11 protein-coding genes are annotated in these 11796 nt (G+C 40.0%); 4 read left to right on the forward strand and 7 right to left on the reverse strand.

What is annotated here, in order from left to right; all coding sequences use genetic code 11:
- Positions 1–52 precede the first annotated feature (52 nt).
- The 3 genes from adk to MMO38_RS04540 form a co-directional block, all read right to left on the reverse strand.
- Positions 53–706: an adenylate kinase gene (gene adk, locus MMO38_RS04530; protein ID WP_004670460.1), complete on the reverse strand. Its 654-nt coding sequence runs from the start codon at positions 704–706 to the stop codon at positions 53–55.
- Between the two features lie 82 nt (positions 707–788).
- Positions 789–2102, reverse strand: a complete 1314-nt coding sequence (locus MMO38_RS04535; RefSeq protein WP_004670459.1) for a hypothetical protein — start codon at positions 2100–2102, stop codon at positions 789–791.
- Between the two features lie 62 nt (positions 2103–2164).
- Entirely contained in the window at positions 2165–2683 is a 519-nt protein-coding gene (locus tag MMO38_RS04540; RefSeq protein WP_241322719.1) for a hypothetical protein, read from the reverse strand.
- 239 nt (positions 2684–2922) lie between these two features.
- On the opposite strand from MMO38_RS04540, the gene mrdA reads away from it, so the two are divergent.
- Positions 2923–4971 (forward strand): penicillin-binding protein 2, encoded by a 2049-nt coding sequence (gene mrdA / locus MMO38_RS04545; RefSeq protein ID WP_005197767.1) that lies wholly within the window; start codon positions 2923–2925, stop codon positions 4969–4971.
- Positions 4971–5522 carry a 16S rRNA (guanine(966)-N(2))-methyltransferase RsmD gene (gene rsmD / locus MMO38_RS04550; RefSeq protein WP_241322720.1) on the forward strand — a complete coding sequence of 184 codons (552 nt, stop codon included), beginning with the start codon at positions 4971–4973 and terminating at the stop codon, positions 5520–5522. Before mrdA ends, rsmD begins: the two co-directional genes overlap by 1 nt.
- Here the strand turns inward: rsmD and MMO38_RS04555 are convergent.
- On the reverse strand, positions 5519–5923 hold the full coding sequence (locus tag MMO38_RS04555) for a hypothetical protein (protein ID WP_171063425.1): 405 nt from the start codon (positions 5921–5923) through the stop codon (positions 5519–5521). The two genes, rsmD and MMO38_RS04555, sit on opposite strands and share 4 nt — an antisense overlap.
- A 260-nt stretch (positions 5924–6183) precedes the next feature.
- On the opposite strand from MMO38_RS04555, the gene MMO38_RS04560 reads away from it, so the two are divergent.
- Together MMO38_RS04560 and MMO38_RS04565 are read left to right on the forward strand one after the other, a co-directional pair.
- Positions 6184–6534: a hypothetical protein gene (locus MMO38_RS04560; protein ID WP_004670454.1), complete on the forward strand. Its 351-nt coding sequence runs from the start codon at positions 6184–6186 to the stop codon at positions 6532–6534.
- Between the two features lie 38 nt (positions 6535–6572).
- The gene (locus MMO38_RS04565; protein WP_005197773.1) at positions 6573–7211 is read left to right on the forward strand and encodes a DUF2238 domain-containing protein; all 639 of its coding nucleotides are present in this window, start codon (positions 6573–6575) and stop codon (positions 7209–7211) included.
- 27 nt (positions 7212–7238) lie between these two features.
- Here MMO38_RS04565 and blp2 read toward each other — a convergent pair whose 3' ends face one another.
- The 3 genes from blp2 to pstB form a co-directional block, all read right to left on the reverse strand.
- On the reverse strand, positions 7239–9416 hold the full coding sequence (gene blp2, locus MMO38_RS04570; protein WP_241322721.1) for an Ig-like repeat protein Blp2: 2178 nt from the start codon (positions 9414–9416) through the stop codon (positions 7239–7241).
- Between the two features lie 326 nt (positions 9417–9742).
- On the reverse strand, positions 9743–10705 hold the full coding sequence (gene sohB / locus MMO38_RS04575; protein WP_004670451.1) for a protease SohB: 963 nt from the start codon (positions 10703–10705) through the stop codon (positions 9743–9745).
- A 179-nt stretch (positions 10706–10884) separates the two neighbouring features.
- Entirely contained in the window at positions 10885–11796 is a 912-nt protein-coding gene (pstB, locus tag MMO38_RS04580; protein WP_034595073.1) for a phosphate ABC transporter ATP-binding protein PstB, read from the reverse strand.

The following is an 11796-nucleotide window of genomic DNA, read 5'->3' on the forward strand; positions in this document are numbered from 1 at the left end:
CAAAATAAAAAGAGCCCTATATTCAGAGCTCTTTTCCGATCAACAATCCAAATTATTTATCTAGGATCGCAAATAAATCTGTTTGCACATTTTCAATCGCACGTAAACCATCTAACTTATTGTAAGTTGGTGCGTTCTCACCAGAAGCTGCACGGCCTTGGTAGAAACCAACCAATTGTTCAGTTTCGGTGTGATAAGACGTTAGACGCTTACGAATCGTAGCTTCTTGATCATCAGGACGCTGTACCAACTCTTCACCTGTTTCATCATCTTTACCTTCCACTTTTGGTGGATTGTAAACAATGTGATACACGCGGCCAGAAGCTGGGTGCTGACGACGACCTGAAAGACGCTGAACAATCTCTTCATCTGGTACATCAATTTCAATCACATGATCAATACTGATACCCGCTGATTCTAATGCTTCAGCTTGTGGAATCGTACGTGGGAAACCGTCAAAAATACAACCATTTTCACAGTCAGGCTGAGCAATACGTTCTTTAACCAAGCCAATAATCAGCTCGTCAGATACTAAGCCACCTGACTCCATCACGCTTTTCGCTTTTAAGCCAAGTTCAGTACCTTCACGAATTGCAGCACGGAGCATATCACCGGTTGAAATTTGTGGGATATTGTAGCGCTTACAGATCAACTGAGCTTGAGTACCTTTGCCTGCCCCAGGTGGTCCGAGTAAAATAATGCGCATAAAGAACATCCTCATCTAAAAACAATAAATTTTAAATTGAGCAATATCATACAGAGTTATCACTCAACCAACATCAAATTAATTATAAGAAAGCAACAAATAAGTGAATTAAACCAGCCAAGAAACCGGTTACCCCACCCAGTACAATTAAAATCCATTCATCTTCTTGGAATGCAGGACGTAATAAGTTCTGGAACTCTTTCGGTGTTAGTTCACGAATACGCTCTCTAAACATATGAAAGATTTTCTGCGCACGGCTTGCATTCAAGGCTGGATCACATACTGGACCCATGGTAATTTCAATTGAACGATCAATCAAGTCGGTCTTTAGTCTAGCATACTCCCTAGGACCTAAAGATAACTGCAACGACGTGCGTACCAATGGTGTTTCCATGATTTCATTGATATGACGTTTAACAATACGGCGTGTTTTATCTTTCTTACTGCCATACATCATTTCAGTCATAATTGACTTCAAGGTAATCAAATCTTCAGTCACTACACTCGCAAATACATCAGAAACTTCTTCCTGACGCTTCATAAATGCACCTTGAACATTATAAGTTCCAATCTTGAGGACTGGCACAACCCAAGGGAATTTACGGTCTTTGGTCAAACGGAAAAACTGCGGATAGCGAACAGGATGCGGTTGAATTGGATTGAATACCATCCAAATTGCGATCCAGTTGGTCAAGAAACCCCATATCGCAGCCCAAAACGGCACTGTCCAATGCCAAGGCACCACGAACCATACAATCATCTGGAAGATACCGAAGAACATCCCGATGAGTGCACTAATATGCCAAATAAAGTTAATTTCTTTTTGTCCAACCTTGAGGAACATGCGCACCATCAAACGGCGATCACCTTCCATTTGGCTGACCACCATTTCTCGCATATCTACCAATGACTCAACATTCAGAGTCAGCTCGGTGACAAGCTCTCTCAAGGTGGTTGGTAATTGCTTATGTGCTTGTGCATAAATACGGCGTTTAATGGAATAAGGTAAGTTTTCCCATAACACCGCATTGCGATCAATCATGACTTCATCAATGAGATGTTCAAGCTCAAAACCAACTTGCTCACCAATGATCATCGCCATGTCTTCAGGATCCATTGCTTCTAAAAACTCGCGCAATGATCCCAATTTAGACAAGGTATTATCCGTAATAATGCCTGAAATACGCCCCGCTTTGCGTGGCACGATTCCTTGCCACCCCACAGGCAATGGCCCTAAGTGAAATCCCCAAAAGTTAATCGGGTAAAACACCATTTTTAAAGCCATCCACACATGTGCCCAAGTCACAAAAGCAGTTACAGGTATAATACTGAGGACTGCCCAAAAATCTGGACGTGCTAAAAAAATCTGCCACAATTCATTGACGTAATCAAACATGCATGACTCTCAGAATTATTGATACATGATGGTTTATAAAAAAATGAACAGTGTGTTCACTCCTATAAACCAAAACTTAACGAATATGAAAATTGCAGCGTTGGTTCAGTTTTCTCAATCACGTTTCCACGATCATTTTTGAGTTTTTCACCCGCTCCAATTCCCACACTAAAGGTACTGATGCGTTCTGAATTTAGCCACACGTACGCAAGATCGACACCTGCGCCTAAACGCGCTTTTTCTTCACCATCAATTTGTTTACTTTCTATATGGCCGGCATACGCACCGATGTAATAACCATTTTTATCTGTGCCAGTAAGATGATACGGATAGCGAAATCCGACTTGTCCCCCTGCTGGATTTTCATCATTTAAAAAAACACCAGCTTTGGCATAGGCGATCCCATAAGGATTTACCCACTCAAGATTGGCATGTAATAATTTTTTGGTAAAACCAGCCCCAACATTCCACGTTGAAACGTTTGCCCCTGTCAATTTTGCTTCGGGAAGATATGCATTCTCTCCTGCATGCGCTAAACCATTTGATGCTAAAACCGCGAGTAAAAGATAAATTTTTCTCATTATTTTCTCCATTTTCCCTAAGAGTGTATATTGGTCTTTCCATTTCAAACAGTTTGTGACTTTAACAGAATTATTTTGCTTCTAATATACAAGACCGTACAATTTTAATGTCTGCAAAGTCAAAAACTGTCGCGTCATCATTTGCATGAAGTGTTGAAAATTCTACAGTAAGATCATGCAACTTACGTTAAAATGTTTAGCCAATCCACCCCTCAATCGTATAATTAAGTCGACACCCTATGAAACAGCACTTTCTTTTAAAAAACATGCAACAAGAAAAGCGCATTTATAAGGGTCGAATTTTGTTTGCAATGTTTCTGGTTGCGACTTTTTTACTTTTACTGATTTGTCGTTATGCATATTTACAGATTGTTCATTACGATGATTTTACAACGGCCTCAGATAAGAACAGAATTCGCTTGCAACCTCTTCCGCCTGCTCGTGGTTATATTTATGACCGCAATGGTATCCTGTTAGCAGATAATTATCCTGTATTTACAGCCACACTCAGTCGTGCTGATGTCAGTGATATTGACGATAGCATTGAGCGCTTAGTTCCAATCCTAAATCTCACACAAGAAGACGTTGACCGATTTAAAAGTCGTGTAAAAACAGCACGAAAGACCGAGCGAATCACCATCAAACTTAATCTAACCGAAGCAGATATTGCCAAGTTTAGTGAAGTTAGATATGCATTTCCCGGCGTAAAAATAGAAACACAAATGACGCGCTATTATCCATTTGGTGAGTTATTTGCGCATGTAATCGGCTATGTAGGTCGTATTAACGATAAAGAACTCAAAGCGATTGATAAAGACTTATATGCGGGTACCAACCTCATTGGCAAAATTGGGGTGGAAAAAAGCTATGAAGAACTGTTACATGGTTTCCCCGGATACGAGTCAGTTGAAGCTGATGCTCACGGCAATGTACTGCGCAATCTAGGCCGCAAAGATCCCACTCGCGGTAATGATTTATATTTGTCACTGGACTATGGCTTACAAACCATTGCATCAGAGCAACTCGCAGGACGTCGTGGTGCAATTGTGGCGATGGACCCGCGTACAGGTGAAATTTTAGCGTTGGTGTCTAGTCCAAGTTTCAATCCAAACTTATTCGTAACTGGAATTAGTTTCAAAGATTATGGCGAGCTGCGCGACAATCTGGATCAACCCCTCTTTAACCGTGCTGTCCAAGGTGTGTACCCTCCAGGGTCAACCATTAAACCGATGTTTGGTTTGGGTGGTATCCACTATGGCTTGGTGGATTGGAATACAGCGATTTCTGATCCGGGCTATTTCTCACTACCGGGAGATAGTCACCGCTTCCGTGATCACAAAAAGAGTGGTCATGGTCTCGTCAATATGCACAAAGCACAGATTGTTTCATGCGATACCTATTTTTATGTACTGTCTTATCGCATGGGCATTGAAAAAATGAATGACTGGATGCGCCAATTCGGTTTTGGCGAAAAAACAGGAATTGATTTGCCGAGTGAAAGTACAGGCTTATACCCGAGCCCTGCATGGAAAATGCGCACTCGAAATGCAAAATGGTTAAAAGGTGAAACGATTTCCGTGAGTATTGGACAAGGTGCTTTTACCTCAACACCTTTACAATTAGCAATGGCAACTGCCATTACAGCAAATCAAGGTGCTCACGTAACCCCTCATGTATTACGTGAAACCAAAGGTACCAAAAAATTTGATGTCCACAATGCCCCAGACGGACAAATTAAATTTAATGGCACACTCGATGATTGGATCAAAATGCGTGAGGCAATGGTCGATGTCATTCAATCAGGTACAGGTCGAGGCATCAAAAGTGGTCTACAATATTCCATTGCTGGTAAAACAGGGACAGCCCAAGTTAAAAGTATTGCGCAAGGCAAGCGTTATAATGAAGCGGCACTTTCTGAACGTCAGCGCGATCATGGTCTATTCGTTGGTTTTGCCCCTGCCGAAAATCCTGAAATTGCCATTGCAGTGGTTTGGGAAAATGGTCGAAGTGGCGGTGCAGCCACACAAATTGCCCGTCCAATTTTTGATTATTGGCTGGTAAAGCGTAAAACTGATCCATTGCGTCCAGCCAACCATCAAGTTAGCGGTGGTCTCATGACTGCTGGTATTAAACCGGGTGAGTTACCAAGTGGTAACGGAACGATCGAAAGCATCCAACAAAATACAACGGCAACGACAGACGCAGCACCGACCAATAATCCTCCAATCGTAACTAATAGCACAGCGACAACAACTCCTGCTCAAGCAAGTGAAGGAGCAACTGAATAATGAAAAATCAATTGCGTATTATTGGTGGAGAGTGGAAACGTCGAACACTCCCATTTGCCAATATTGAAGGTTTACGACCTACACCTGATCGGGTTCGTGAGACTTTATTTAACTGGCTGATGTGGGATATTCAAAATACACAGGTTTTAGATCTATGTACTGGATCAGGTGCACTTGCTTTTGAAGCCCTATCACGTGGTGCTGCTCAGGTCGTGATGATCGAACCGAATGCAACTCAAGCAGGTTTTTTAAAAGAAAACATTCAACTGTTAAAAGCCCAAAACTGCAAATTGCTCGTATCAACAGCACAACAGGCTTTAAAGAAATTAAGCACTTCATCATTTGATGTGGTCTTTCTCGATCCACCTTATAGTCTTGATCTATGGCAAGAACTGGCTGAATTGACTGATCCATTGATCGTAGAAAAAGCTTATATTTACGTCGAAGCTGATCGAGATTTATCTCAACTCAAACTTCCAGCTACATGGCAAAAAGTTAAAGAAACCAAAGCAGGTCTGGTTCGAGCAGCTTTATATCAAAAAATAAGCTAAAAAATACTTAGCCAAAAGAACCGAATCAATTGTCCACGATCATAAGGGAAACTGGATAGATATTCATAACCGATGCGATTGCTTTGATTGAGTTGATAAACGATGCCATAGCCCAGTGAAATTGAGAAATCGTCCAAAGACAAGTTTGTGGTATCGCCTGTTAACATTTTTTGATTAAACTGATTGGTTTGGTATGCGGTGTAGTTATATACACGCCAACGTTCATCTTGAAAAAATTGATTATGCAAAACGGAGTAATCAGCCTGCCTCTGTGGATAGGCTGAATCAAACATGTGTTCAGCATCATCGTTTATCTCTGCAAAAAAATCATAGTCATTCGCATAAGTTCCAACAGAGAGAATCATCAAAAAATAGAATAAGAGAATGTGCTTAATATGCATAACAAGATGTGTAATGATGACCCTCTTTAGCATACCGCTAAAAATCATTTTTTATCAATCAATTGAATATTTTTTATGCTTGATACACAGTCATTTTAGAAGAATAGTTCCATTTTTAAATCCAACCTATTTAATTTTTGTTCAATTAGATATACACAGCAAAAAAAGATTAAATTTTATTATGTTAGACATAAATAATTAATATATAAAATCAATATTTTATACAATAATGCCAACTCTTAAATTTCACCTTATCTCTCATGAAGCTTTTTTTCTTGTCTATTGTCACTTTAAGCTTAACTGGTTGTGTCTTTGGACAATCGAATGAAATAAAACGTGCCGAAAAAATTTTGCAAAATTTTCAATGTAATAATATTGAAACGAGCCAACTCGCCACCTCATCCATCACCAACTTTCATCAACAAACCCTTGCAGTAAATAAAGAAAAAGTGTCAACTTACATAGACCAATATAAAAATGGTGAAGATCTTTTTAACATTCCTTTGGATGAGGTTGTAGAACAAAAATATCAACTTTATAAACAAGCTTGTCAGGCACTTGGCGGAGTATCATCCCCAAAGCAACAGATTACTTTAGGTTCTGCTGAGTAAAGAAAAACAGATGTGCTTGGCTTATTTTTGGAAATCGCATGATCGAAAAACATCTAAGTTTGAAGCACTACATTGCACTTGCTATGCTTATACTGGCTGTAGTCGTTGCCAGTATTGATCCACTCGAATTTGAATCATACCTGCTCCATCAGGCAGGTACGGTTTTGATGCTGATCGTACTGATCCTAAGCATAAAAAGGATCGGCATCAGCTTTGTCAGTTTTTGTTTATATCTACTTTTTCTTTTCATTCATATCGTTGCGGCACATTACCTCTATTCCTATGTTCCTTATAATGAATGGATCTTAAAATTATTTAATTTCGACTTAAATCAAACCATGGGTTGGTCACGCAATATGTATGATCGACTAGTGCATTTTGCCTATGGGGTATTACTCTATCCTTTTTTCTATCGTTGCTTTCAAGTGTGGTTCCCAACTGCAAAGCCTTTTACACTGTTCCTATTGGTCATTCAATTTGTCATGGCTTCAAGTATGCTTTATGAGCTACTGGAATGGGGACTTTCGTTGGGTTTATCTCCTGAAGATGCTGAAAACTATAATGGTCAACAAGGTGATATGTGGGATGCACACAAAGACATGTTCTTGGCAACGATAGGTGCGATTCTCATCGGAATAATTCAACTCTATAAAGAAAAAACTCCTATCCGAAAATAAGAGTTTGAATTGACACGATTTCGCCTATTAAACGATTGAATGCTGCACTACTTCTAACTGTTCAAAAGGATCAGATTTCATGACTTGTGCATATTCAACATGTGTTGAGTATACCGCTTGAGTTGTGACGGCAGGAGTTGATTCTGTCCCTACAAACTGATTGAGTACATCATCAACTTGGTGATCAGAAGAATCTGATGAGAGCAGTAAATCATCTATTAGCATGTTTTCAAGCTCTGGCGGTTCATCAAAAGTTACGATCGAATCACTTTCTAAAGCCGCTAAATCAATGGGTTCTACTAAAGAAACTTCAATTGAATCTAATTCCAAATTTTCACTGTATGCAACGGTATTGGTTGTCGTCGGTGCAACCACAGTAAAATTAAATGAATCACTCACTTCACTGGTATTACCTGCGGCATCCGTTTGCGTGAGGGTGATCTTATGTGCCCCTAAAGCAAGATCTTGGCTGATTTCGAAACTCCATTTTCCATCATTTCCGACAGTAACAGTTCCAATTGGTTGACCATTATCATAAATGGTTAAAACAGCTTTTGCTTCGCCTCTTCCAGATAAAACAGGTTTGGCATCATCGGTACTGCCACCTGCTGCGACTGCACCTTTTACTGCACCAACATCATCCATGACCTTTTCTAAGATTGGCTTATTTGGCGCAATGGTATCTTTACTACCCACCACATTTGCCTCAACCGAACGATTTCCAGCAGCATCAATCACGTAAACCTTACCGATATTTTTATCAGTTAAAGCTGGCGATACAGCAATAGTGAATTTCCCATCAGCTCCTACAGTGCCCGTACCGATAATTTTTCCCTCAGCATTTCTAATCTCAATTTTAGCATTTGCTTCCGCTGTGCCTGAAACTGAGTCTCCAGCAGCATTGATTTGTACCGTGGCTTGGTCAGGTGCAATGGTGTCTTTTCCTGGGCTAATTTCGACAGGCTTTGATTGATTGCCTGACGCATCTTCAATAATAATTGTGCCTTTTTCACCTGAAGCCAATGTAGGAGAAATATTTACCTCAAATTTACCTTGTGCATCAACCGTACCACTGCCAATCACTTTCCCATCCGCATCTTTAATAATGACCTTGGCATTAGCCTCTGCTTTTCCGTGGATAGAAGTACCTTCTTTATTGACTTCGATTAAAGGTTGTTCAGGTGCAACCGTATCTTTGCCCGCAACCACCTTGGAAGGTTCCGACTTATTACCAGCCGCATCCTCAGCAATGACGGTACCTCCTTTGTCACTGGTTAATGGCGGTGAAACTTGAATCGAATATAGCCCCTCTTTATTGGCTTTGACCGTACCTAAAAGATGTCCATCCGCATCAAAAATAGACACTTTGGCATTGGCTTCTGTTTTCCCAGTCACAATCGTTCCATCTGCATTTAATTGTGCAGTTGGAGCATCAGGGGCAATTGTATCTTTGCTTCCTGTGACTATCACACCTTGTGAAACATTTCCTGCACGATCTACAGCAACGACACTGACCTTATTACCGTTGACCAATGGTTGATCGAGCTTAATGGTATAGTTTCCTTGATCGTCAGCTTGCCCCGTGGCGATCACCTTACCAGTCAGATCACGAATCAGAATTTTCGCTTTTGCTTCGGTTTTTCCTGTGATGGTTTGGGTGTCGCTAGATAAAGCTGCGGTTGGTGTGGCTGGGGGGGTGATGTCTGGTGATTTATTATCTTTATTTTTATCTTTGTCATCGTCATCTTTCACTGCCCATAAATAAACTCCTTCCGCGGCCAGTGCCACCAGACCCGCTTTCATCAATTGTGATTTGCTGATCCCACTATCATCTATTCCATCCTGTCCCATGGGCGTTTGTGCAGAGACTTCCGTATATGCAAATTGAGTTAACTGCGTTGTTGGGACATAACGAATAAATTTTCCAGAATCATCAAATTGAGCAACCTCATAAGTACCGTCCTCTTTGACGAGTGCTAAGGTATGTTCAGTGACATTTACATCATTATAAAAACCACTGATAACAATTTTTTCTCCACTGTTGAGTGTAATGACAAGGTCATCACCTTGTTTCATCATGGATTTAATATCTGCTTGAGTTACACCAATCTGAACAATAGAAGGTTGATTAAGAATCACATCTTGCATTTGCGCATCTTGTAAAGTCATTAAATTTTTTTTTGAAGAAACGACAACCTTTGTCATTATTATACTCACTGATCAATTATATTTTTAAACACTTGTCGATTAATGAATAATTAAGTTATTAATCTAGCAATTAAAATATCAAATGATCACGATAAGGACAATCTTTGCCGACAGAAGTTTTGTCAATTTTATTTAACTAACCATTTGTTCAAAACTCCTGTCAGAAATGATGAAAATAACCACCAAAAAATAAAGAAGCCAGTCATATGGACTGGCTTTCTTTTAAAGAATCGATAGACCTTTTCATCATTATTTACCCCTCTTTGTATTTCTCCTAACTGGAGTAGCAAAAGGATGTACGAAAAAGTCTATTGTAAATTTAATTAGAATTTAGGATCACGCATTTGAACCAATGTACTGTTCGCTTTAACTAAACTATCAGTAATTTTATTCATTACCGTCGGAATCAAACTCTCAGCCATTTGCGCAGCTTGCAGACCGAGTTTTTCACCCAAAGTTGGACGTTTACGCGTATTGATCACATAGACATCGTGCTGTGAAAGTAAGCCAAGCAAATATTCATCAGAAGTCTGTAATTTATCGACCAAGTTTAATTCACGCGCATCTTCACCATACCAATGTTCGCCTGTTGCAACTTTTTCAACATCGAGTTGTGGACGATATTTTTCAATAAAGTGTTTAAATAAGACATGCGTTTGCTGTAACTCTTCTTCAAACTTGGCTTTGCCTTCCGCTGTATTTTCTCCAAACATGGTTACAGTACGTTTGTACTGCCCAGCCGTATACAGTTCAAAATCAACATTATTATGTTTTAGTAAACGATTGAAATTTGGTACCTGCGCGACTACGCCGATTGAGCCAACCACTGCAAATGGTGCTGAGATAATTTCATTGGCAATACATGCCATCATATAACCACCGCTTGCAGCGACTTTATCGACACAGATGGTGACATGAAAACCAGCATCACGTAACCGTACCAACTGTGCAGCTGCCAAGCCATAGCCATGCACCATCCCACCAGGACTCTCCAAACGTACTACGACACGATCCTGACCCGCTTTGGCTGTGGCCAATATCAAGGTGATTTCTTCACGAATCGAATCTACTGCCGAAGCTTGGATATCCCCTTTAAAATCGAGGACATAAATTTTTCGATCATTCTTTTTACGAACTTTTGCTTCTTTAGCGAGTTGTTGAACAAGCTGTAATAATTCCAAACGAGATGCGGTGGTTTGCGTAATCTTTTTTCTTTGTTCATTTACACGCGCATTTAAATGACTGATACGAATTTCAGCAGGAAATTTAGGTAAATGGAATAACATAAAATAAGTGCTCTTTAGTTCGGCTTTATTGCTCTAAGATGTGGCCTGTTCAATAAAAATTCAATAGCGATTTTGCAAAATAGATTCATTTTCATCGATATAACAAAAAAAACACCCAACCAGCCAGACGCTTGGTCCGACATGAAGGGTGTTTTTTAGAGCGTTCGTGCGGAAAATAATTAACCGAAACGACCCGTAATATAGGCTTCAGTAAGCTGATGATCAGGTTGAGTAAAGACTTTTTCAGTCGAATTCACTTCAATTAAATCACCTAAATGGAAATAAGCTGTACGATCAGAAACACGCGCCGCTTGTTGCATTGAGTGCGTTACGATTGCAATGGTATATTGCTCTGAAAGCTCAGAAATAAGTTCTTCGATTTTTGCTGTTGCAATCGGATCAAGCGCAGAACATGGTTCATCCATCAGGATCACTTCTGGACTAACTGCAATCGTACGTGCGATACACAAACGTTGTTGCTGACCACCCGATAAACCAGTCCCCGGTTGGGCTAAACGATCTTTCACTTCGTCCCATAGCCCTGCTTTACGCAAGCTATTTTCTACAATTTCTTCTAAATCATATTTATTGCGTGCAAGCCCATGTAATTTTGGTCCATAAGCGACATTTTCAAAAATCGACTTTGGAAATGGATTCGGCTTTTGGAACACCATACCTACCTGTGCACGTAACAACACAACATCAAGATTAGGATCGTAAATATCTTGTTCATCTAAAGTGACTTTACCCGTTACACGACAGATATCAATCGTATCGTTCATACGGTTCAAGGTACGTAGAAAAGTTGATTTACCACAACCTGACGGTCCAATAAATGCAATCACTTCATTTTGGTAAATATCAAGATTAATGCCTTTGATCGCTTCAGTTTCACCATAATAAACATGAACATCTTGCGTACTGATCTTCACATCACCATGCTGCAATTTTTTTGTATGGGCCGATGTTTCAAATTGTGCGACGAAAGCGGTACCTTGCTGTGCAGGTCGTTCAGACGATGTAAATTGAGTTTGCTGTGGGTTCACTGATTTATCCTTTTCTAAGGAGTTCGTGGTATCTATAGTATTCAT

Source organism: Acinetobacter sp. NIPH 1852, from assembly GCF_022549455.1.
Taxonomy (GTDB): domain Bacteria; phylum Pseudomonadota; class Gammaproteobacteria; order Pseudomonadales; family Moraxellaceae; genus Acinetobacter.

Coding starts and splice junctions, on each gene's coding strand:
- adk (WP_004670460.1), bottom strand. CDS start 706: ATGCGCATTATTTTACTCGGACCACCTGGGGCAGGCAAAGGTACTCAA.
- MMO38_RS04535 (WP_004670459.1), bottom strand. CDS start 2,102: ATGTTTGATTACGTCAATGAATTGTGGCAGATTTTTTTAGCACGTCCA.
- MMO38_RS04540 (WP_241322719.1), bottom strand. CDS start 2,683: ATGAGAAAAATTTATCTTTTACTCGCGGTTTTAGCATCAAATGGTTTA.
- mrdA (WP_005197767.1), top strand. CDS start 2,923: ATGAAACAGCACTTTCTTTTAAAAAACATGCAACAAGAAAAGCGCATT.
- rsmD (WP_241322720.1), top strand. CDS start 4,971: ATGAAAAATCAATTGCGTATTATTGGTGGAGAGTGGAAACGTCGAACA.
- MMO38_RS04555 (WP_171063425.1), bottom strand. CDS start 5,923: ATGCATATTAAGCACATTCTCTTATTCTATTTTTTGATGATTCTCTCT.
- MMO38_RS04560 (WP_004670454.1), top strand. CDS start 6,184: ATGAAGCTTTTTTTCTTGTCTATTGTCACTTTAAGCTTAACTGGTTGT.
- MMO38_RS04565 (WP_005197773.1), top strand. CDS start 6,573: ATGATCGAAAAACATCTAAGTTTGAAGCACTACATTGCACTTGCTATG.
- blp2 (WP_241322721.1), bottom strand. CDS start 9,416: ATGACAAAGGTTGTCGTTTCTTCAAAAAAAAATTTAATGACTTTACAA.
- sohB (WP_004670451.1), bottom strand. CDS start 10,705: ATGTTATTCCATTTACCTAAATTTCCTGCTGAAATTCGTATCAGTCAT.
- pstB (WP_034595073.1), bottom strand. CDS start 11,796: ATGAATACTATAGATACCACGAACTCCTTAGAAAAGGATAAATCAGTG.